This is a genomic window from Pseudoalteromonas sp. Cn5-37, assembly GCF_021532495.1.
GTDB classification, from domain to species: Bacteria; Pseudomonadota; Gammaproteobacteria; order Enterobacterales; family Alteromonadaceae; genus Pseudoalteromonas; species Pseudoalteromonas simplex.
The window spans coordinates 522494-545482 of record NZ_JAKGBA010000001.1; the positions used below are offsets into that span (position 1 = coordinate 522494).

A 22989-nucleotide genomic window follows, 5' to 3' on the forward strand; every position below is an offset into this window, starting at 1 on the left:
AGCTAAAATTTCGAATCCATATATCAAAACTCAAACTGGTAAAATACTCAACCTCAGTCAATACTTTATCATTACAGGTTAGTAATTTTAGGCTGTCGCTATTTCAATGTCGCTGAGAATTAAATTCATCTTTTTGCTATCTACCATTTTTTTAGTGGTGGTAGCCAATACCTTCATTATCTATGTATTAGATAAACAAGGTCAGGCTAAGCTTGAGGCAGTGATCCATACTCATGATGTGCTCGATGAATCAGAAAAGCTCTACAATCAAATAACGAACGCAGAAACCGGGCAACGTGGTTATTTATTAACGCAAGACCTGAACTATTTAGAACCCTACTACGCAGCACTTGAACAAGTTAAACAACATTTTTTAGCCATCAATAGACTAACGCTAAGTAACCCCGAACAACAAAATACACTTGCAGTAATAGATGAGCTAGTCGACAAAAAGTTAGCGGAGTTAGCGTTAACTGTCACACTTGTAATGCAAAACACGCCATATGCAATCGAAGAAGCAAAAGCGATTGTTTTGACGAATGAGGGGAAACAGTATATGGACCAAATCCGCAAGCATATTTTACTGTTTCAAAATATTGAACGTGCCAAGCTAGAACAGCAAAATGCTGACTACCAAAGAAACAGACTATTCATAACTCGGTTTGTTACTTTGCAAATACCACTAATAGTGACCTTGTTAGTTTTTTGTGCTTTTTATATTAATTCAAGGCTTTTTAAACCTCTTAAGTTGTTAATTCAAAACACTGAACAACTAGAAAAAGGCGAAAGACCTAAAATGTTGACGATTAATTACAACGATGAAATTGGCTTTGTGTTAAAACGTTTTGCACGCATGAGTGACATTGTTTATAAACGAACGAGCAAGTTAAATTTTCAAGCTAGTCATGATCATCTTACAGGTGTTTTGAATAGAACAGAGCTAAAGCCTGCATTAAAGCAAGCCATTTCTACTTGCTCTAAAGACAGTAAGCTGGCCGTTATATTTATAGATATCAATAAATTCAAAAAACTGAATGATGAGTATGGTCATTTAATTGGTGACCAAATTCTCATTGAAACCGCAAAACGAATTACGTCATCTGTTAGAGCTGATGATGATGTATATCGTTATGGAGGAGATGAATTTGTCATAATTACACATAATATTGCCAAATACAGATACGTTAATGCGATGATCACTCATTTATTAGCACGTTTTGACAATCCTTTTGTACTCGAACAGCTGACATTAAATATTTCATTAAGTATTGGAGTAGCCCTCGCTCCTGATCACAGCCTAAATCATCAACATCTACTTAAACTCGCTGACCAAGCAATGTATCAGGCTAAGCATGAGTCAAAGAATAGTTATCACATACACAACAATCGCGGCTAGAAGACTAATCTAAATTACTGCTTTATACGTATAAATTTGCAAAAAGCCCCATCACTATGTATAAAAAATACACACAGATATTAATTAAGGTAGCACTATGCATATTTTATTAACAGGTGGAACAGGCCTCATTGGTAGACATTTGTGCCCTTTCTTACTTAATCACCACAAGGTTACTGTGCTAACACGCAATCCGATACAAGCTGCTGTGATACTGACTCATCAGGTACACACAGTTAGGTCGTTAGATGAAGTCAATTTTGAAGAGATTGATGCTGTCATTAATCTTGCAGGAGAGCCAATCGTCAATAAACGTTGGAGTGAATCGCAAAAGCGCACTTTACTTAATAGCCGGATTAATCTTACCCAACAAATCTCAAAAGCGATTAGCCGCTGTGAGTCCCCTCCTCACACATTCATTTCTGGCAGTGCGATTGGTTTTTATGGCCGTCAAGAAAACCAGCCAATCGATGAAAGCTTTAATGATATTTACCCTGAATTTAGCCATGTCCTTTGTCGTGATTGGGAGCATGCCGCAACGAAAGCGCACGGTGAGCAAACTCGCGTTTGCTTGCTGCGTACAGGCATCGTTTTAGCAAAACAAGGGGGAGCTTTAGGTAAAATGTTGCCAGCTTTCAAGTTTGGTTTTGGTGGCCCTTTAGGTCATGGTCGTCAAGGGATGTCGTGGATCCATATTGACGACATGATCCAACTCATTCTTTTTGTGCTTTCACATCAAGAGATTCAAGGACCAATTAATGCCACCGCACCAAACCCCGTTGATAATAATGAATTTAGTCAAACACTTGCGAATGTAATTTCGCGTCCTGCCATGTTGCGTATGCCTAGTTGGGTTCTCAAATTGATGATGGGAGAGATGTCAGATCTTCTACTTCATGGTCAATTTGTGCTTCCCAATAAATTACTTAATCACAATTTCCGTTTCCATTACCCAACATTGAAGCCCGCATTAGAAAGTCTGAAATTATAGTTACAATGTACTAGTTGATAAGATTCAACTAATACATAATAATTAACCTGATTTTAGTCGAGTGATTATCCAGGGAAAATCATGATGCATTTACCCACCATAATCAGCATTTCAATTTTATTGAATGTGATTATTGGGGCGTTTCTACTGTCTTTATATTTCTTGAGACAACAAGCAAGCTATTTATATTGGGGTAGTTCGTGTTTACTTTTCGTATTTGCGCAGATCACCGCATCTCTGCGTGTTTTTATCGACTTCCCCTTAATTACCCATTACTTGGCTGATTTATTCATTATTTCAGCGCCTTTAGCTGCAATTTTAGGGATCCATGCTTACAGTCAGTCAGATAAAAAATATCATAAAGCCTGTGCATTTGTAGTGATTCTATCCATGCTGATATTGCTGCCAGTGCATGACTCCCCGTTAAACCAAATAATCACCACGGCCATTATCGTCATATGCTTTAGCTACGCTGCTTTTGCCCTCAGAAAACTACAGGTTGAGCGCATCATGCATCTGGCTTTACTAAAACTATGCTTTGTAATTCATGCTTTAATTATGCTTTTACAGTTTTCGCTTTTAGTTTCGGATTATCAAGACATTATTGATACTGATTTAACTCACATTCTCGCGGTCATTCTGATAAGCCATATTATAATTACCACTCTAACCGCCATGATCTGGCCATTAATGATGTTTTTAGAATCAGAGCAAGTACTAAACGATCTAGCAAATCGAGATCCACTTACTGGATTATTAAACCGTAGATCATTTATAACAATTAGTAACAGCTACTTAGAACAAGCTAATCATAACCTGACTGAACTCTGCGCTTTGATGATTGATATCGATTTCTTTAAAAAAGTAAATGACCAATATGGACACGAAACAGGAGATGAAGCACTCAAATGGGTTGCAAAAAAGATTAAAAGCCAACTACGTGAACACGATTTGGTGGCCAGAATCGGTGGTGAAGAATTTGCAGTCATACTACCTAGCACCACTCAAACTCAAGGCGAAAGCCTATCTGAACGAATTCGTTTAGCGATACACAACGATCGTTTCTTTTATCAAAACCAAGCTCTAAAGCTTACGATCAGTGTCGGTATTATTACACATAAATCGGGCGCCAATAATGTCAATGAGTTGCTCGCAGAAGCCGATAAAGGTTTGTACAAAGCCAAGTCAAATGGCCGAAATCAAGTTGTAACTATGGCATTTTAAATGCGGTAGTTAGAATCTTTAATTTAAGCTTTCATTGAGTAGGTTTAGCTCATTAGTGACCCACTGTTTATTTAAACATTGTTCTAAATTCAACTGAGCAAATTTTAAAAAGCTACGCGCCGCATGCGATAAATGGCGATCGGTGCGCACCACAAAATACCAATGACTAGCTAAATTGACATCTTTTACATCTAACATACAAAAACTTGTATCATGGGGTGGCAATACGTGGCGAGAAACAACACCTAGCCCCATTCCTGAACCAACCGCAACCCGAATAGCTTCGTTACTTGCCATTTGTACTGTGTTGCTTAAAACAAAGCCTCTGCTTTGCAGTTCACTTTCGAACAGCATTCGTGTGGCAGAGCCAGGTTCTCGAAGCAAAATACGTTCAGATACTAAGTCTTGTAATGTGACCTGAGTCTGACTCGCGAGCGCATGGTTGGTTGGTGCAATAAACACTAATGGGTTTTGTAAAAACCGTCCTGCTTTTGCATGTTCTAATGAAGGTGGATGACTAAAGACATAAATATCATCTTCGCCTCTTTCAAAACGGGCTAGCACTTCAGCCCGGTTACCTATTTCAAGTGGCAACTCAACATGAGGGTGTAAATTACTATACGGACCAAGTAACTTAGGCAAGATATATTGCGCGGTGTTAACCATGGCTATTTTACAGCGCCCTCTCTCACCACCTCTAAGCTCAGCAAGATAATCTTGATAGTCATCAAAGTGACCAAACACCTGCTGACAAGTTTGAAACAATGCAAAACCCGCTTCAGTAACATGAATTCGCTGCTGATTAACCATCACTAATGGTTCATTAACTGTTTCTTGTAAGCGTTTAATTTGTTGCGAAACCGTTGGTTGCGTTAAATGTAATTGCCTTGCTGTTTCACTAATTGAGCGTGTTTTTACAACGCACATGAATACCTCGAGTAAACGAAAAGAAATATGCCTTAAATCCATAAAATCAAACCCATAGATAAAAACCTATAGGATATTATCATTTATTTTATTATTTACTATGTAATTTTTTATCTAGAATAGCGGCGCTTTTTAATCAAGAGGAGAACAAAGTGCCTGATATTGTTGTAATGTTTTTTGTTTTAGGACTCACTGCCGGATTACTTCGCTCTGACCTAAAAATTCCGCAAGCGACCTATGAAACTCTTAGCCTATTGTTAATGCTCACCATTGGCTTAAAAGGAGGTATGGTGCTGCATGGCAATTTGCATTGGCAACTTCTACCAGAAATGGGCGCTGTATTACTACTTGGTGGCTTAATACCATTGATGCTGTTTCCTATTTTAAACAAACTGCTAAACCTCTCTATCGCAAATAGCGCAAGTATTGCTGCCCATTACGGCTCAGTAAGCGCAGGTACATTTGCAGTTGCTTTAGCCTATGCTGAATCGAATTCACTTAATGTAGGTGCTGAAGTCACACTTTATTTAGTAATGCTTGAGTTACCTGCGATTATTGTTGGATTGTTACTGTATCGCCGCCTTGGTAATGGTTCTGGACAAAACCTTTCTCTAAAAGCACTTTGGCATGAAACACTCACTAACAAAAGTGTCATTCTGCTAGTTGGTGGTGTAATTATTGGCATGATGTACGGCACACAACAAGGGAGCCAAGTAACGAGTCTATTAACGAACAGCTTTAAAGTTGTGCTGGCACTATTCCTTCTTGAAATGGGTTTAATGGCTGCACAAACTTTGCGCCCTATTCCATGGCACCAATGGCGATTAGCATTATTTGCTCTTATAACACCAAATTTATTAGGTGCAATCGGAGTCTGCGTTGGTACTGCATTACAACTAGAGTTAGGCTCTGTGGTAATACTAGCAAGCCTAGTTGCAAGTGCCTCTTACATAGCAGCCCCTGCCGCGATTAAAGCAGCCATACCCGATGCAGACATTGGTTTAGCCATGTTATGTTCTTTGGGCATTACCTTTCCTTTCAATGTATTAGTAGGAATTGGCTTATATCATCAAATAGCCTTATTTATGGGCTAAAAAACGGTCACACCTTAACTTTATTAATGAGATCTTCTGAAAAGTCGTTTAATATAAACAAAAAAGCAGCGCAAGGACATGCTATGTTTAATCAAACGCTCAGCACCGAGCAACAGCATGTGAGTGATATTTTTAAGCGCATATGTACGCTTTGTAAGGTGCAAAACTATGCTGAATTAGAAAGCCACTTATCGTTAACATCAGGTTTTTGCGAGCAAAGTATTGAAGTTGCTGCAGTGCCTTATGAACTAATTGATAACGTGGCTAAAGCTTCTGAAGTTAGCTTTGACTCACTACTTAATGGTAGCGAACAAACCATAGTGACACTTGATGGGGCGTTACTACAAGCAGTAAGTAACGGTATTATTAAGAGTATAAAAAAGCTTTCTATGGCGGGGCTAATTAAAGGTGATAACCACACTCATGAAGCCCTTAGTCAGCTTGCAGATATTCAGCTAAAACAAATAAAAAATGAGCTCAAAATACAAAGCCAGGTTAAATAACCTGGCTTTTTACTAATTCTTACCTTTGTACATTTTATCGTAGATATCGGATATATTATTTTGTTTATCGTAGTAGCGCTGCAGCTCCCCAAGCGATAACTCTTTTATTTCATTACTATCAAGCCCAACAGGCTCTGCTAACTTAAAGTCTGCAGCTTGCGGTGAATTACCCATTAAGGTGGCAATTTCACTCTTTAACTGTTCAGCTTTATTAAATAGTTTAATTGCTTTGCTGATATCTGTTTCATGCTCAGCTTGTAACGTGCACCAAACTACCTCAACTGATTTAGATCTGATTTGATCTTCAAAGATATTTTTGCGCGCAATCAACCATGTACTTGCAACAAGCAAGATGGCTAAAACGACAATGGCTATGTAAATTAGTTCAAGCATTACGATCCCTCGGTAAACTAAATGTTACTATACACCCAAACTTGGTTCGCAATACATCAGGAAAAAGCATTATAAATGAAGTTATAGGACTGAAAAACATCATAAATTCATGTTAACTTTTTGTTCCAAAAGGCCAGCTTGGACTAAGTAATAGTTTCAATTTGGTTTTCAAAAGACCTGGAAACAACATTACAACAGCAAGGACAATACTAATGTAGAGCACAATAAAACTATACATGTAGTGTATGTAGGCGTGTTCAGCTTGTATGTCTAACACAACAAACTTAAACCAAAGAATAAAGTGAGCTATAGAAAGGACAACTGTTAGCTTGATAACACAAAAGAATAGCAAGCCAAATTTATAGCTAAATTTTGTATGTAATAGATAAAGAATGTAAATACTAATTAAATTAATTAGGCAAGCTACAAAATAAATATTCTGCGTATTGCCAATACTTTGATTTTCGGCAATGAAAATCAATACATACTCCATCAATAAAGATGTTACTGCATATTTTACTACAACTGTCGCAATTGATAGAAAATCACTAAATAGTTCTTTATTCCCGATAGCTCGAAACAAAGATGTAGCAAAAGCTAAAACATACATAGCTGCAATAATTGCTTGCATTGAAATTACTTGATGATTTTCTGTAGCAACCATTAACTCTCTATATAAATTTTGAATAGATTCAAACATTTCTTACCCTTACACGAAGCTATAAGGGTAAGATGTAATTAAGAAAAAGACCAGCCAAATTGACCTTTGATTTTTAATTTTCTTTCTTTTTCTCTCTTACAATTACAATTCCACCTGTTCCATTAAGTTGTTGTTCTTCTTTTTTCTTTTCGCGAATAATAACAATCCCACCAGTACCTTGAAGTTTTGTTGTATCAAAGCTAGGAGCTGGTGCTGCGTCGAATGCTAAAGTAGATAGTAATAAAGCTGATAAAGTCATTTTTTTGTTCCTTCATTGTTAAAGATAGCTTTCGTTAGCAAATACCGAGCCACTACAATAAAAATTTAGGTAAAAACTAACGACTAGACCCTATATAAGCATAAAACCTAGCCGTTAGGCTATTTTTTATACCGCACAGGTATATAAAACGACCACTAAACAGCATCAACACCTTTAACTCTATAAACTAACAAGTCTCTATGCCATAATTCTGTCAATTCAAAAATAAGTCAAAGCGGCCCTACGCTTAGCAAGGTTTAATGCATGGCATATCCAGAACAACAGCAACCAACAATTTATTGGCACGACTACGAAACATTTGGCGCAAGCCCGCAAAAGGACCGCCCAAGTCAATTTGCAGGTATTCGTACCGATCTCGATTTGAATATTATTGGTGAGCCGTTAATTGAATATTGCAAGCCTGCAGCCGATTACTTGCCGCACCCTGAGGCGTGTTTAATAACAGGTATTACCCCGCAAGTTGCAATGCAAAAAGGCTTAGTTGAAGCTGAGTTTATGGCAAAGATCCATGCTGAATTTAGCCAACCTAACACCTGTGTTGCGGGCTATAACAGTATCCGTTTTGATGATGAAGTCACACGTTACAGCTTATACCGTAATTTTTATGACCCTTACGAGCGAGAATATAAAAACAATAATAGCCGCTGGGATATTATTGATTTAGTGCGTGCCTGTTATGCACTGCGCCCAGAAGGTATTGAATGGCCGCTCAAAGAAGACGGTACACCGAGCTTTAAGCTCGAGCACTTAACCGTTGCCAATGGCATTGAACATGCAGCCGCTCACGATGCATTAAGTGATGTAACGGCAACCATAGCGTTGGCAAAATTAATAAAAGAAAAACAACCTAAGCTGTATCAGTTTTTCTTTAGCTTACGCTCTAAAAAAGCACTGGCTGATTTAGTTGATGTGTTTAACATGACACCACTGGTGCACACTTCATCACGAATTCCGGCAAGCCAAGGCTGCACCAGCTGGATTGCACCAATGAGCTTTCACCCAGTCAATAAAAACGCCATTATTTGCTTTAATTTAACTGAAGATCCGCAAGTGCTATTAGATTTACCTGTTGAAGAGCTACGCACGCGTCTTTACACAAAACACAGCGACCTTGGCGAAGACGAAGCACCGGTAGGCTTAAAACTCGTGCATTTAAACAAGTGCCCTATTCTTGCTCCAGCAAAAACCTTGTTACCAGAGAACGCAGCCCGTTTAGGTATTGACCGCGAAAAGTGCCTACAAAATCTCGCTATTTTAAAAGCCAACACTGAGCTTCGCGACAAAGTAACCGAAGTGTTCAACGAACAACGTGATTACGGCGAAACCACTAACCCTGACTATCAACTTTATGATGGTTTTACCAGCCATGCTGATAAAGCAAAATTTGCTATGATACGTGATGCAAGCCCTGAGCAATTAGCCTCAATGCAGCTTGATTTTGATGATAAAAAGTTTGCTACCTTGTTATTTAGATACCGCGCTCGAAACTGGCCACATACACTTAGCCAAGATGAATTGGCAAAATGGCGCCAGTATTGCCAAAACAAGCTAATGCACGGTGAAGATAGCCCGTCGATCAGTGGCCAAGATTTCATGATCACTCTTGAGAATCTGGCTCATGAAAATGATGATAACGAGAAAAATCTGCATATATTAAAAGCGTTGTACAATTACGCACAAAGCATGTAATAAAAAACGCGACAATCATTGTCGCGTTTTTTATGGATATTACTTTTTATGTAACGCTTCGATACGCGCTAATAAACTAGATGTGTCGTACCGACCGCCACCTAAGGCTTGTACATCGGCGTAATATTGATCAACTGTTGCCGTCATCGGCAAAGTTGCGCCGTTGGCCTTTGCCTCATCCAAAGCGATGCCTAAATCTTTACGCATCCAATCAACAGCAAAACCAAATTCGTATTCGCCAGCCCACATTGTTTTGTAGCGGTTTTCCATCTGCCATGAGCCTGCAGCGCCTTTAGAGATGGTTTCAATTACTTTTTCACCATCAAGGCCAGCTTGTTTTGCAAAGTGTAACCCCTCAGCCAAGCCTTGTACCACACCCGCAATACAAATTTGATTTACCATTTTACACAGTTGACCAGAGCCTACTTCACCTAATAATTGGCTAAAACGGCTAAAAGCAGCCATAACAGGTTGAACAACATTAAAATCAGCTTCGTCGCCACCAACCATCACGGTTAATACACCATTTTCTGCCCCAGCTTGACCGCCAGAAACCGGCGCATCTAAAAATGCGATGCCTTGTAGTTTCGCTTGAGCAGCCACTTCACGTGCCACTTCAGCTGACGTTGTAGTGTGGTCAACTAAATAGCTGCCCTCATGCATGCTTGCCAGCACACCCTGTTCGCCATAAACAACTGAACGTAAATCATCATCATTACCTACGCACATGAAAACGATATCAGCCCCTTTTGCTGCTTTACTTGGTGTTTCAGCGTATTCACCTTGATACTCAGAAACCCACTTTTGCGCTTTAGCCGTTGTGCGGTTGTAAACTGTCACGTTGTGACCTGCGTTGGCAAGGTGACCCGCCATTGGGTAACCCATTACACCTAATCCGATGAAGGCGACTTTCATTGACATAAAACTGACCTATTTGAGTGATAAATTAGTAACAATTTCATTATCTCAACCGAATAACTAAAAAGCGAATGAAAAAAAGTTCATTTAAACCGTTAAAAAACACACAGGTAAAACATGGATAGTATATATCGTTTCAATGCCCAGCTTGCATCTGGTGAAAACTTCAGCCTTGAATCGCTACAAGGAAAAACAGCACTTATTGTCAATATTGCCAGCAAATGTAATTTTTCAGTGCAAATGGCAAGCCTTGAAAAACTCTATCAAGAATATAAACAGCAAGGATTTACCGTACTCGGTTTTGCCTGTAATCAATTTGGCCACAATGAACCTCTAGATGGCAATGAACTTAAAGCCTTTTATCAGCAACACTTTGATGTCAGCTTTCCCATTTTTAACAAGGTGTTAGTCAACGGCCCAGACGCCCACCCGTTATTTAATTATTTAAAGTGCCATACTCGAGGAATTGCGCAAAACCGCGCAATTAAATGGAATTTCACCAAATTTCTTATAAACTCAGAAGGTCAACTCGTTGCGCGATATGCCCCGCGCACCAAACCCGAAACCCTCAAAATGGTGATAGAGAGTAATTTAAATGATGAAACTGGCCTTATTCAGTGCGCAAAAGTATGAGCAACCGTTTTTTGAAAGGAATCTAACTGAATACGCTGAGTCTGTTTCGCTCAGTTATTTTGAGCAATCCTTAAACAGAAATACCACGCCCCTCTGCCAAGGTTTCGATGCAGTGTGCGTGTTTGTTAACGATACGGTCGACAAACACGTCATTGCAGATATGGCGGCTGTTGGCATTAAAGCAATCTTGTTACGCTGTGCAGGCTTCAATAATGTAGACCTTGATGCTGCCAAAGAGCATAACATCAAGGTTTGCCGCGTCCCTGCATATAGCCCAGAAGCAGTAGCAGAGCATTGTATTGCACTCATGCTAACGCTCAACCGAAAAACCCACAAAGCCTTTAACCGCGTGCGTGAAGGTAACTTTGATTTAAACGGTTTACTTGGTTTTAATCTGTTTAAAAAAACGATTGGGATTATCGGATGTGGCAAAATAGGTTTAGCACTGGCTAATATTTTAAATGGCTTTGGAGCTAAGGTACTCGTTTGCGACCCAATGGCTGGTGAAGGCCCTTATACCCTGTGCGATTTAGACACATTGCTCACCCAAAGTGATGTCATCTCATTGCACTGCCCGCTCAACGAGCACACCCATCATTTAATTGATGCTAGCGCATTTGAGAAAATGAAAGACGGTGTCATGCTGATTAACACCTCTCGTGGTGCGCTACTCGATAGCCAAGCATGTATTCAAGCACTTAAGTCTAAAAAGCTCGGACACCTAGGCCTTGATGTGTACGAACAAGAGTCAGAGTTATTCTTTAAAGATCACCGTGAAGAAATCATGCAAGACGATATTTTTTCACGCCTTATTAGTTTTCCAAATGTGTTAGTGACAGGCCACCAAGGCTTCTTCACCCAAGAAGCACTGAGCGAAATAGCCTGCACCACATTACAAAGTGCCAATGAAATAAGCCAAGGCTTAGCATTAACTAACGAAGTTATTTAAGAAATGGCCTTGATACTTCTCATCAGGCCGTTAAGCTCATCAATGCTCGTTTAACCTTTCATTGTTATCGAGCATTTTTACTGGTAATTGGTGATCAACCAAAAAGTCGTAAAATCGTAAATCTTCAATTAGATCGGAAGATGCTAGCTCGAAATCTTGGTAAGTTAGGTTTTTATAACTAAACCTCACTGTATGTTCGAACCTTTTAGTTTGTGAGTAAAGAATTTCAGTTACTTCGGAAATATCTATTTTAACACCTAATAATAGTAACTTTTCACCGTCTATTGACACCTCAACTGAATTTTTTGGCTCTATCATCCAATAATCTACAATGATAGAAATGATGCAACATACAACTATAAAGCCGAGCTGCATAAAAAATGGTTTTTCTGCAAATTCAGTTAAATAATAAGCAAACATACCACCAAATAACAATCTGTATAAAAAGCTGTTGAGCAATTTAAAGCTAACCTTCTTCCTTTTTCTTCTAAACACTTGCAAAGCTAACCATCCTTTATTAACTTATTGATTTTATGGCATTTTAATAAAATTATGTTTCATTACTTTTGAGATAACTCTTTGAGTGCATCTATGAAGTGTGTATGGTTGTATGAATAACTGCCATCTTCCTCTTCAACAAGCGAAGGGCTATTTAGTAATTCAGTGAGGAGCACTAAGAAATCATCAAGTGACTTTGCAAAAACACACTTATCATCTTCGTCTCGGCCAAAATTGATAATTTGACCTTTCGTTCCTGTCGGGCCTGGATCAAAGTCCACCCCTATAAAATTACCTCCTCCATCTCCAAGTAGAGGTAACCATTTAGTATTCGCATATTCAATTTTTATAGCGCTAGGTGTTAGGGATGAACAACTCTCATTTAACCCTTCTAATCCTTGGTCAATAATCTCTCGCCAAACATTTAACTCATGAATAATTTTTTCTGTACTTAATAATGAAAGGCCAAAAACGAAACCAGCCTTAGTGCGGAATTGACCATTACAATTTGCATATATTGATACAAAAGATTGAGGTAAAGTATTTCCAACCAAATCTGCAATTTTATTTAATGACTCAACATTCGACTCATTATTAATAACATCTATCAGAGCTGGAAACTTTGATTCTATTTTTTCTCTTAAAACAATCCATTCGTTCATAATATATCCTTATTTTAAATGACTTTACTTAAGATGGTCTGATTGAGTAAATGTGAGTATTAGTTTTTTATTTCAACAACGCCACGTTCACAAATACCGCCGTCATTAATAACGGGCACACAAAGCGAATGTACTGGGCAAACCAATAATGAGGGCCGCTCGATACTTGATGCAATTTATTACCACGCTGCCATAACCAACCAACAGTAATGAAATAGAACAGTCCCATTAAAGGTAATTGGTACTGTGTGAGCACCATAATGACTAAACCAAATAACCAGTCAAAGTTTAAGATAATAAGTGACGAGGCAATAAACACGATTAGCGTTACAAATATGGTCGCTTTTTTACGCTCTACACTGTGATTCTCAACTAAAAATGCCACTGGAATTTCGGTCGATGAGATGGTTGATGTCACTGAGGCAATCGACATTAATACAAAAAATAATAAGCCAACGAGTAAACCCACTTGGCCCATTGTGCTAAAAAGTTCAGGTAAAATCGCAAAAATTAACTGCCCTTCACCGACCAATTTACCGCCGCTAAATACCTCTACACCGTTATGTTGAGCAACAAAAATAGCCGGAATAATCAATAAACCCGCTAAAAAGGCCACACCAGTATCAAGCAGTGCCACGGTTCCAGTTAGTTTAGGCAGGTTAGCATCTGGTTTTAAATATGAGCCGTAAACCATCATACAACCAACACCTAACGACAATGAAAAGAATGCTTGCCCCATTGCTGCAATAATTAAGTTTGCATCAAGAATTTGACTAAAATCTGGCACTAAATAGGCTGCAAAGCCATCCATCGCACCGTCTAAGGTAGCGATATAAGCAATTAACGCCACTAATAACACTAGCAATAATGGCATTAAGCGACGAGACCAAGTCTCAATACCTGATTTAACACCTTTTAAAATAATACTCGCAGTAAGAATAAGCATCAGTGGCGTAAACACAAAATTGCGCGCCATGGAGTCACTGTGCAAAAAGTTACTTAACTCAGTAAAACCAAAGAAGCTTGCGACTGGCTCGAGCGCATAAGCGAGCATCCACCCTGCAACTATCGAATAAAAGCTCAGCATCACAATCGCACCAAAGAGGCCAATATAGCCAGCTGCAGCGCCCACTTTAGGTGCTGTGTCTTGCCATGCACTAGATAATGCTTTTACCGGATTAGCTTGCGCTTGGTGGCCTAAGTACAGCTCTGTATAAAGAGCTGGAAGCGCTAATAAGAAAATAACAATGAAATAAACAAGTAAAAATGCACCGCCGCCATGGTTTGCCGCTTGTGTTGGAAAGCCCCAAATATTACCTAAACCTACCGCCGCACCAGAAGCTGCTAAAACGAAACCTAATCGACTTTGAAAGCCGTCACGAACTTGTGCCATACATCTACAAATCTGTTATTATTTTTCCTCATTAAACCATAATTACAGTCAACTGCGTAAACTATTTGCGTTTGTTCATGCCTATAAAAGTGCATCTGCTGTAAAAATAAACAAAACTAAATACGAGCTTTCGTGTAAGCGTTAAACCATGAGCAGTCACTACTTTTCGAATACTCTTATCATCGAGCAGCAAAGCCAAACAACGGCCAAAAAAATTATGCTAATGCATGCAGCACGTATTGATGTTGCAAGTTTACCCCTTGATAAATTACTTAGTGAGTTTGAGTTAAGTGTGCTTGAAAAACGCAAAGTGCCTAGTGCAAAGCAAGAGTACTTAGCGACTCGCCTAACGTTAAAGTATTTGTATCAACATGCTTACCCTCATGATGATTTAGCGCTCAGTGAAATATCGAGCCAGTTTGATGACAAAGACAGCAAGCTAAAATTACATACCCCGGTTAGAGAACCTGTGTGGGCTTGTTTATCACATTCAAATGGCTTGATTGGCGCAGCCCTTAACCCCGAACAGCAGCTATTTGGTTTTGATATTGAACAAAGCAGTAAGCCTCGCCCTTTTATCAAACTCGCAAAGCATTTTTATCATCAAGATGAAGTTGACTTAATTAGCCGTTTTGACGCTCCCGATGAACAGGCACAGTGCTTTTTTAGAATTTGGACATTAAAAGAAGCGCTTGCAAAAGCAAGTGCTCAGCCGATTGCGAAACTACTTGCTCCTAATGTATTTGAAGAATTGAGCAAACATAATTTCAGCGCGAGTAGTAACTCTGTTGAAGGCTTTGATATAAGTGTTGTGGCACAAAAAAGCACTGACTGGCAGTGCTCTTTTATTAATTTTAACGACTTACGCTGCGACTTGGGTTTCTAATAGTCGGCTGTGAATAGCCTGCACGACTTCATCTGACTCACTTTGCTCAACTAAGAAGCACAGGTTATGTTTACTTGCACCGTGGCAAATTAAACGAATATTAAAATCGCTTAATACCTGCATTAAGTTCATTTCTTGCTGACGTAATTGAATTTCAGAACCAATTAAAGCCACCAGCGTTAAGTTATTCTCAACCGACACATGACAAAACTCAGAAAGCTTATCTAAACAAGCTTGATCAAGCTCAGGGCGTGATGCATTTGGTGCGTTATCTAAAGTGATTGCAACACTTATCTCGGAGGTAGTAACCAAATCAACCGAAATATTAAACTCACTTAAAATGGTGAAAACACGCGCTAAGAAACCACTCGCTAGGAGCATTTCTGGGCTTTTAACCGTTAACAGAATTTGGTTTTTACGCTGCGTTACCGCACGAATACCTGGTTGCTGAGATTTTTCTTTTTCAATCCATGTACCACCTAACTGTGGTTCACGGCTTGAACCAACAAACACACTAATATGGCTACGGCTTGCAGGTAAAATGGTTGCAGGGTGCAGTACTTTTGCACCAAACGTTGCCATTTCTGCCGCTTCATCAAAGCTTAAGCGTGCAATTGGGCTTGCTTTAGCGCATAAACGCGGATCAGTACTGAAAATACCCATAACATCGGTCCAAATATGCACGCTTTTTGCGTTAATTGCTTCAGCGAGTAATGCAGCACTGTAATCTGAACCACCACGGCCTAAAGTGGTCGTTTGATTGTGCTCATTGCTACCAATAAAACCTTGAGTTACCACAACATGGTCATCAAGTAGCGGCACTAAATGCTCTTTAGCAGCCGCAGCGGTTGCTGCAACATTTGGGGTAGCTTTAGCAAATTGGCTATCTGTTTTTAGCACTTTACGTACATCAAAACGCACCGCATCAAGACCTTGACCGCGTAATACTTGAGTGAATAAATACGATGATAAACGCTCACCAAAGCTCAGTAGTTCATCCTGATCTGCTACTGACTGAGCCCCGTCTGATGCTAGCTTTTGAAAAGCCTTAAGCGTTTCATTAAAGCCATGTGCTAAATCAGCATCAAGCGACAGCTCTGCCAAGATTGCTTCTTGAATGGCGACAACGCCAGTAATGTGCTCATCACGTTCAGCCGCACTCAAATCAGCTTTACATAATGCAACTAAATGATTGGTCACGCCTGCACTGGCACTCACAGCAACTATACGTACTTGATTATCAGCACAAATGATTTCAGCGCAGCGGCTCATAGCATCAAAGTTAGCTACACTGGTACCACCAAATTTTGCAACAACGTAATCTGATTTTGTGTTGGCGGCTAATTGGGTATTCATGTCGTCTCCTTTTGTGGAAAACTATCCACAGTAATTCAAGAAGAACTCGGCAAGGGGGTGCTTTGAAAATAAAGAGTAGTCCATGCCAGAAGCTCTCCACCTAGTTTGGTGACAGTTTTGAGGATTCAGCCCCATAAACCGAAAAATAACCGTGACGTCCGGTTAATTTTCTCGGCGAGTACTTCCCTCATTAATGGTCATCGGCGTTCGTCACCTCACATTAATTACCTAAGTATCGCACCTCTTCTGAATGTTAAGTTAACACCTGGTTAAAATAACAAAGCCTGCTGTTAAAAGCAGGCTTCGAAAGTTAACGTTTAGACGTCTAGCTGTCAAGTTGTTTTATGAAATTAAACTGCCCGCTAAGTACGAACCGTAATAACCAACGGTATAAGCAATTAATAAATAAACCGACATTTTAAGATAGCTCATAAAGGTCAGTGCTTTTACCTTACTCATGGCAATAATACCTGCCGCAGAGCCGATAATAAGCATTGAGCCACCGACCCCAGTTGCGTAAGTAAACGACAGCCATTGCTGAGGGCTCATCACTATATCAGCTTTTAAAAGTGCTGCAGTGAGAGGTACGTTATCTACCGCCGCTGATAATAGTCCCATTAAATAGTTGGCATATTCCGGTGCCATCAACTCATATAAGTGAGTAAATTTAGCAAGCATGCCCACTTCTTTTAATGCACCAACCAGCAATAACACACCAACGAAGAACAATAAGGTGTCGTATTCAATTTCACGAATATAATCGATGATTTTTTTGTTTACGTCTTTTTTGCGCATTAAAAATTGCGCAACCAAAAACATAAGTGATAAACCAAATAAAAAGGTTAACAGCGGCGGCACACTATAAAGCACACTCAAAGTTAACGTGGCAATAATCGTCGAGAAGAAGATAACCGCAATGGTAATATCTGTCTTTTCGATACGACGGGCTGCTTGTTTTTCAAACACAACATTACCCGACATACCCACCGACAACATCGCCGCGAGCAGTGCAACACTTGTCAGTGCAGGGGCAATTAATAATAGTAGATTAGCAATGGTGACTTTTTCGTCTAAGAAAATCATCAAGGTTGTCACATCACCTGTGATCAACGACACCCCACCCGAGTTAACACTAAATACAATTAAGGTCGCATATTTTATTAATTTTTTAGGATCTAACTTAAGTGACATCACCACCGCAAGCGAGATTAAAGTTGCCGTTATGTTGTCTGAAATAGATGAAAATAAAAACGCAAAACCACCAATCAGAAACATCAGCTTTCGTTCACTGATTTGATTTGGCATAATTTTATGAACAATATTCTGGATAAAGCCTTTAGAGTTTAAATACGCTACAAAGGTCATCGCAGCCATTAAGAATAGCCACAAAGTCGCGATTTCTAATATGTTGTGATCCAGTTGATGTTGTATGGTTTCTGGGCTTTGCCCATGAATTGGAGAGATAAATAAGATAATCCAGCATAAAGTGCCAAAAAAAAGCGTCGTTTTGGCCTTGTTTACATGGATAATATCCTCTATAACGATAAGCAAAAATGCCACCGCTATCAGGGTTAGGATAAGTGGGGTTACCATGGTGTTTGAACAACCTTTATAATAATGTAAACATTGTAAGTCGAGTGTTTCGGCGCGGATTCTAGCAGCATAGAAAGCATAAAACTATTCTCAATTACATAATTTACTACTAATCGCCAACACCAAAGTCTGAATTTACTGGAGCTTTATGATCCCAGCTAAAAAGTTATTAAATACCCTTACTGAACATTGGGGGGTGTTAGAACTGCTATTTAAACGTTTTAAGATGGCTGATTTCAGCTTAAAAGACGTACAAAATGCGATAAAACAAAAACAACCTTCATGGTCAAATGAACGCATTTATAAAGAAACAAATCGTTTATTGAATCAAGATATTATCATTCCACTGGCAAAATCATCACAGTTAGAAATAAACCGCGCGATCGCCGATTTTGCGACTTTCTTGCTACAAGAAGAACACTTAGGTCTTGCCCAAGAAATTAGTGTGCTTGTTGATGACTTAGCTCGCCTTGGCAATCGCCTTGCTAAAGCGGGTGAAATTGAAGATTACGACGAGCTTCGCCGCTTTAGCCGCATTATGGATGATCGGGTACGCAAAATAATGAAATTGTTTGCCCACAATGAAAACGCAATTTTAAATATTGTTGAGCAAGCAAAAGCAGACAACGCGGTGCAATCACTGCAAAAACGCTATCAGGCTGTAATTGAAGCGTTCGATGAATACATCGAGCCTATGCTGGAAATGGTTGATATTCGAGGTGACTTCCACGCTTGCTTTAATACCATCGAAGCGCAAATTAGCTCGCAAATAGAGCAAATTGACCGCCTTGGTAAATCATATCAAGACAAGCGCATGCTTGAACAATTACGTACTCGTATTCTAGAAATGCATTTAGTTGGCCGTGAAAGTTTACGTAAAAGCGCCGATATGCTGATGCCGTTACGTGAAGAGTTACGCCGCAACAACCTAATTACGCGCCAAGCGGCTAAAGTGCTTGGTTTAGTGCGTAAAAATGGCGTCGATAACATGTTAAGTGCAGTACAGCCTAACTTTGTTTCAGACGCACAACGTTTTTCACTTGGTCAGCAACGTCATATCGTGGCTTATATGGCAGGCTTAGTTGACTTTGAGCACGATGAATATCAGCTTCCTGAACATGATGATGTGCCCGCCTATCAAAGCCCGCATATTCCTGATTACAACGACGTTAAAACACAATTTAGAAAACGCTTTAAAAAAGCCAGCAAAAAAGCTCAGCCGCTGCTTAGTTTCTTAGATGAAAGCTACCCAGATCTAGAGGCTGACGAAATGCTGTTCTTATATCAAAAATTGATTAGCGATGGCGACCTTGAAATCAGCCAAAGCCAAGAGAAAGTAAAAATAAAAATTGCCCAGCAACACTTCTCTCTTTATCCATTTAACTCATCGATTGCTGACGATAAAAAAGCAACAGAGCAATAACCATGACAGATATTAATTTAGATGATTTAACGCATCTGCAAGCTATTAATAAAAAGCTCACATCAGGCTACCACATTAGCGAACAAGACACGCTGATGTGGCAAGAGCTTGATCAACACATTGATGCTTATCGCGCGTTATTTAACGCCCTTGGCCATGACCTACAACACGATAGCCGTGGCTTTTACTATTTTGGTAGCGACGAAAGCACCCCAAATATGGGGAAAATTTCGCGAGCCATCGCACTGACTATCTACATCTTGATTGAGCACTATGCCAATACTGGTAAAGATCCAATGCGTGCCTTGTTTGACGAAGTAAACGACCTTGAACTAATGCAAACCTTAGTGCAAATCAACAAGCATTTGTTTGATCAATTAGAAATTTTCTCAGGCTCAGATTTACGCAAAGACGTCTACCTGCGTATGGTGCGTTTAGGTCTGGCTCGCGAAGTAGAAAACGGCTTTATGCTGCAAGCACCTATTTATCGTTATATCGATGCATTAATGGAAGTAAACGAAGAAACCTACCTAGGAGATGACGAATAATGCAAAGCCAAAGCCTATACGGACTCAGCAAACTTGCGCTTTTAAATACCGCTGGCTATGCAAAATGCGTGATCCCGTTGGATAAAAGTAGCTCTATTTGTGCACCGAATAATACCGGTAAAAGCTCGGTAATTAATGCCCTGCAATTTCCACTGATTAATGATTTGCGTTTAACAGAATGGGATGGCCATGATTTAGACGAAACCCGAAAATTCTACTTTTCGTCAGATCAATCCTATATTTTGCTTGAAGCTGACCTGCCTAATGGCCCTGTGGTGATTGGTGTTGCCGGCCTAGGTAAAATAGCCGGTTACGCGCATCAGTTTTTTTGCTACCCAGGTAAGTTGAACCTTGAACACTACACGCAAGGCAAAACTATTGTAAAATTCACTAAGCTTTTTAATCACTTAAAAGAGCAAGGTTTCAATCCAATTGAATTAAAAGCGCAAGAGCTAAACGCCCTACTCACTGGCGGCGCAACCCCATTTGATGGCGATATCAACTTAAAGATGATCCCCCTCAATAACGTGCAAGACTCAGCGATTTACAAAGAAATTTTCCGCCGTATCCTTAACTTGCATAAGTTAGGTGCCAGTGATGTTAAACGCTTTATGCTACGTGTATTTGAGCGCCATATGTCAAACTCACGGGTTGATTTTTATGAAGTATGGCGACGTTCATTTGATAAAGTGAATCGCGCTAAACGTGAATTAAAAGCCCTTGAGTCAATGCAAGAGCCAATTGCAGCTCTTGAATCTATGCTTGAAAACCAAACGGTTTTAAAAGGTAAGCTTGCTGCCTATGCGCCAAAAATTGACCAAGCACTGATTGACTTTGAAACCTATCAACAAGAGCAACTCTCTGAGCTAAATATTGCCCTTGAAGATATCGAACACGAAAAGCACGAGTTCGAACAAAAGCAGCAGCTTTATATTCAACAATCCCGTGATATTGAGCGTAAACAAACTCAAATTGAACAGTGGTTTTTAGACTATCGAGCGCTTAAATCTGAGTTTGAATTGGTCAATAAAGCCACTTTAAAAGTCAGCCTTACTCAGCTTAAACAAGATTATGAATCGCTATCGCATTCATTAAGCAGTGCCCAAGGTCAAAGCTTGCACACCCTTGATTACCGTATTAGCGAAACACAAAAGCAAATCAAGAGCTTAAAACTGCAGTTAAAGAACCTCGAGTTCAATTTATTCACCCGTATGCGTGAAGATTTGTCTTTAAAAGAAGTTGAAGAAATTTCGCGTATTCTGAACCCAGATATCTTATCGTTTGCCACCACCAGCAATGGTGATGTTGAGATCACAGACGAAGATGCCTTTGGGGAGTTCTTAGAGCAGTTATCGGCTAACGTGAAAGGCGGTGTACTGACTCTTCCGGGCGCGACGATTAAACTGAAAAAGCTAAGCCCAGTGCAAATGCAAACTGGCGAAAATAAAGAGCAATTAACTGCGCAACTTGCTGCTCTTGAAAACTCACTGAAAGAGTTTAAACAACAGCGCGAAGTCGCCGCAAATGTCGCCGAAAAGCAAAAAGAAAAAGATGCCTTGTATGATGAGTTAATGGCCTCAGAAGAAGCATTAAAACGTTTTGAACAATTTGAAGTGATGCAGCAATCTGTCGATGCACAAACCCTGCTAAAAGAGCAGTTAAATGCAGAACGCGAGCAAGTTGACGACTACCTGCAAGATATTCAAAAGAATAGTGGCTCAATCAGCGATCGTCGCTCAATTATCAAGTCGAAAAAAGATTTGCTCGCGCGCCAAGCTGACCGTTTACGCCAAGTTAAATCTGAACGTATCGATCACACCCTTGATGTTTACTCAGGAAAAGTCACTCCGTACATGATTGAAATCAGTATTGATTTTGATAACTTAAGTGACCTCATTCACCACTTCAATAAAGACTGCCAAGAGTTACGTAACTTTGATATCAACGTACGTAACACCTACCTGCATATTTACAATGCAGGTATTACTAAATTTGATAACGAAAACGATGAGTTTACTAAATACGAAAAGCTTATCAGCGCGTTTCATAACATTGATAACGAGCGCGATGCGGTTGAGCGTCAAGGCCGAGTTGCGTTAACTGAAGTAGCCGCTACTATTAAAGGTTTGCGCGAAGACTTAGACCGCCTGCGCCGGGAAATGAACAGCTTTAATAAAGGGATTAGTCAGCACCGTATCTCTAATCTTCAAGCATTCAAAATTAATGTTATTCCGCGCAAGATGTTGGTTGATAGCATTGATACTATTATTAGTACCTCAAATCAGTTTGAGCAAGGCGATACCCTCGACCTATTAAGCCAAGAGCCTTATAGCGAGTCTGCGGTAAACGAAGCGAAAGATCATTTGATTAAGCTTGCCTCTGAAAAAGCCGGTTTAACTCTGACCGACTTATTCGATATTCGTTTTGAAGTAGTAAACCGTGCTGGTGAAACTGAGCACTTCGAAAAAATCGATTCAGCCGGCTCTAACGGTACCCGTATCACCATTAAGCTACTTTGTGGCATGCTGTTTATTCGTTACTTATTAAGCGACCAAGAACAAAACTTGTATCGTATTCCGATTTATATCGATGAAGCAGCTGATATCGACCCACAAAACCAAAAAGCAATTATCGAAACCGCGCTTAGCTTTGGCTTTGTGCCGATTTTTGCCTCTGTTAAACCACAAGTTAGCTGTGATTACATCGTCCCTATTCGCACTGTTAAAGATGGTGCACAAAACTGGGTCGATGAAAAAGATTGGATAGAAGTGGAACACACTGCTTAATTACAAAAATTAATCATTGATTCAGTCAAGGATGACTATGTTTACAAACTATTACAGTACTTTTTTGTAAATGTGCCATAGTCTTTAAATAATCATTCAGTTGAGTGTTTTTTGTGTTATGTTATCAATCAAGTAGTGGAATTTTTG

General features: G+C 39.6%; 22 protein-coding genes and 1 riboswitch. Of the genes, 12 read left to right on the forward strand and 10 right to left on the reverse strand.

The annotated features are described in order from the left end of the window. The first annotated feature begins 106 nt into the window (after positions 1–106). The 3 genes from L1266_RS02350 to L1266_RS02360 all read left to right on the forward strand — a co-directional run bounded on the left by L1266_RS02350 (position 107) and on the right by L1266_RS02360 (position 3611). The gene (locus tag L1266_RS02350) at positions 107–1396 is read left to right on the forward strand and encodes a diguanylate cyclase domain-containing protein (RefSeq protein WP_194441561.1); all 1290 of its coding nucleotides are present in this window, start codon (positions 107–109) and stop codon (positions 1394–1396) included. 97 nt (positions 1397–1493) lie between these two features. Beyond that, positions 1494–2387, forward strand: coding sequence for a TIGR01777 family oxidoreductase (locus L1266_RS02355; protein WP_235376757.1), 894 nt, complete (start codon positions 1494–1496; stop codon positions 2385–2387). Between the two features lie 81 nt (positions 2388–2468). Continuing rightward, positions 2469–3611, forward strand: a complete 1143-nt coding sequence (locus L1266_RS02360; protein ID WP_235376758.1) for a GGDEF domain-containing protein — start codon at positions 2469–2471, stop codon at positions 3609–3611. An 18-nt stretch (positions 3612–3629) separates the two neighbouring features. Here L1266_RS02360 and L1266_RS02365 read toward each other — a convergent pair whose 3' ends face one another. Next, a complete protein-coding gene (locus L1266_RS02365; protein WP_235376759.1) occupies positions 3630–4580 on the reverse strand; it encodes a LysR family transcriptional regulator in 951 nt (316 codons plus the stop codon). 110 nt (positions 4581–4690) lie between these two features. Between L1266_RS02365 and L1266_RS02370 the strand changes: the two genes are divergently transcribed. Both L1266_RS02370 and L1266_RS02375 read left to right on the forward strand, forming a co-directional pair. Continuing rightward, entirely contained in the window at positions 4691–5632 is a 942-nt protein-coding gene (locus L1266_RS02370) for a sodium-dependent bicarbonate transport family permease (protein WP_235376760.1), read from the forward strand. Between the two features lie 83 nt (positions 5633–5715). After that, a complete protein-coding gene (locus L1266_RS02375; protein WP_235376761.1) occupies positions 5716–6135 on the forward strand; it encodes a hypothetical protein in 420 nt (139 codons plus the stop codon). A gap of 12 nt (positions 6136–6147) precedes the next feature. Here L1266_RS02375 and L1266_RS02380 read toward each other — a convergent pair whose 3' ends face one another. The 3 genes from L1266_RS02380 to L1266_RS02390 all read right to left on the reverse strand — a co-directional run bounded on the left by L1266_RS02380 (position 6148) and on the right by L1266_RS02390 (position 7487). Continuing rightward, positions 6148–6528, reverse strand: a complete 381-nt coding sequence (locus L1266_RS02380; protein ID WP_138600519.1) for a hypothetical protein — start codon at positions 6526–6528, stop codon at positions 6148–6150. 112 nt (positions 6529–6640) lie between these two features. Beyond that, positions 6641–7228 carry a hypothetical protein gene (locus L1266_RS02385; protein ID WP_235376762.1) on the reverse strand — a complete coding sequence of 196 codons (588 nt, stop codon included), beginning with the start codon at positions 7226–7228 and terminating at the stop codon, positions 6641–6643. A gap of 73 nt (positions 7229–7301) precedes the next feature. Then, positions 7302–7487 carry a hypothetical protein gene (locus tag L1266_RS02390; protein WP_199529728.1) on the reverse strand — a complete coding sequence of 62 codons (186 nt, stop codon included), beginning with the start codon at positions 7485–7487 and terminating at the stop codon, positions 7302–7304. Between the two features lie 264 nt (positions 7488–7751). Between L1266_RS02390 and sbcB the strand changes: the two genes are divergently transcribed. Next, positions 7752–9197 (forward strand): exodeoxyribonuclease I, encoded by a 1446-nt coding sequence (sbcB, locus tag L1266_RS02395; protein ID WP_235376763.1) that lies wholly within the window; start codon positions 7752–7754, stop codon positions 9195–9197. Between the two features lie 39 nt (positions 9198–9236). On the opposite strand, the gene L1266_RS02400 is transcribed toward sbcB, so the two are convergent. Beyond that, complete coding sequence (locus L1266_RS02400; protein WP_235376764.1) at positions 9237–10118, reverse strand: NAD(P)-dependent oxidoreductase; 882 nt, start codon at positions 10116–10118, stop codon at positions 9237–9239. Between the two features lie 114 nt (positions 10119–10232). Between L1266_RS02400 and L1266_RS02405 the strand changes: the two genes are divergently transcribed. Continuing rightward, a complete protein-coding gene (locus tag L1266_RS02405; RefSeq protein ID WP_054551485.1) occupies positions 10233–10748 on the forward strand; it encodes a glutathione peroxidase in 516 nt (171 codons plus the stop codon). Then, positions 10714–11697 (forward strand): 2-hydroxyacid dehydrogenase, encoded by a 984-nt coding sequence (locus tag L1266_RS02410; RefSeq protein ID WP_235376996.1) that lies wholly within the window; start codon positions 10714–10716, stop codon positions 11695–11697. Before L1266_RS02405 ends, L1266_RS02410 begins: the two co-directional genes overlap by 35 nt. Before the next feature lie 39 nt (positions 11698–11736). Here L1266_RS02410 and L1266_RS02415 read toward each other — a convergent pair whose 3' ends face one another. From L1266_RS02415 to L1266_RS02425, 3 genes are all read right to left on the reverse strand, one after another. Beyond that, positions 11737–12198, reverse strand: coding sequence for a hypothetical protein (locus tag L1266_RS02415; RefSeq protein WP_054551487.1), 462 nt, complete (start codon positions 12196–12198; stop codon positions 11737–11739). Positions 12199–12257: 59 nt separating this feature from the next. After that, complete coding sequence (locus L1266_RS02420) at positions 12258–12857, reverse strand: SMI1/KNR4 family protein (protein WP_235373097.1); 600 nt, start codon at positions 12855–12857, stop codon at positions 12258–12260. A gap of 67 nt (positions 12858–12924) precedes the next feature. Then, complete coding sequence (locus L1266_RS02425; protein ID WP_235376765.1) at positions 12925–14250, reverse strand: sodium-dependent transporter; 1326 nt, start codon at positions 14248–14250, stop codon at positions 12925–12927. 148 nt (positions 14251–14398) lie between these two features. On the opposite strand from L1266_RS02425, the gene L1266_RS02430 reads away from it, so the two are divergent. Continuing rightward, positions 14399–15136, forward strand: a complete 738-nt coding sequence (locus tag L1266_RS02430) for a 4'-phosphopantetheinyl transferase family protein (protein WP_199529732.1) — start codon at positions 14399–14401, stop codon at positions 15134–15136. Here the strand turns inward: L1266_RS02430 and lysC are convergent. After that, entirely contained in the window at positions 15113–16492 is a 1380-nt protein-coding gene (lysC, locus tag L1266_RS02435; RefSeq protein ID WP_235376766.1) for a lysine-sensitive aspartokinase 3, read from the reverse strand. The genes L1266_RS02430 and lysC overlap by 24 nt on opposite strands. An 81-nt stretch (positions 16493–16573) precedes the next feature. Next, a riboswitch (Lysine riboswitch) is annotated at positions 16574–16746 on the reverse strand. Positions 16747–16834: 88 nt separating this feature from the next. Then, positions 16835–18085, reverse strand: coding sequence for a sodium:proton antiporter NhaD (nhaD, locus tag L1266_RS02440; RefSeq protein WP_235376767.1), 1251 nt, complete (start codon positions 18083–18085; stop codon positions 16835–16837). Positions 18086–18233: 148 nt separating this feature from the next. Here nhaD and L1266_RS02445 point away from each other — a divergent pair, with 148 nt between their 5' ends. From L1266_RS02445 to L1266_RS02455, 3 genes are read left to right on the forward strand one after another with little or no spacing between them, the layout of a single operon-like run. Continuing rightward, positions 18234–19508, forward strand: coding sequence for a hypothetical protein (locus L1266_RS02445; RefSeq protein ID WP_166340378.1), 1275 nt, complete (start codon positions 18234–18236; stop codon positions 19506–19508). A 2-nt stretch (positions 19509–19510) separates the two neighbouring features. Further along, positions 19511–20056: a condensin complex protein MksE gene (locus L1266_RS02450; protein WP_063705788.1), complete on the forward strand. Its 546-nt coding sequence runs from the start codon at positions 19511–19513 to the stop codon at positions 20054–20056. Next, positions 20056–22842 carry an ATPase gene (locus tag L1266_RS02455; protein WP_235376769.1) on the forward strand — a complete coding sequence of 929 codons (2787 nt, stop codon included), beginning with the start codon at positions 20056–20058 and terminating at the stop codon, positions 22840–22842. The genes L1266_RS02450 and L1266_RS02455 overlap by 1 nt, the downstream gene beginning before the upstream one ends. Positions 22843–22989: the final 147 nt, after the last annotated feature.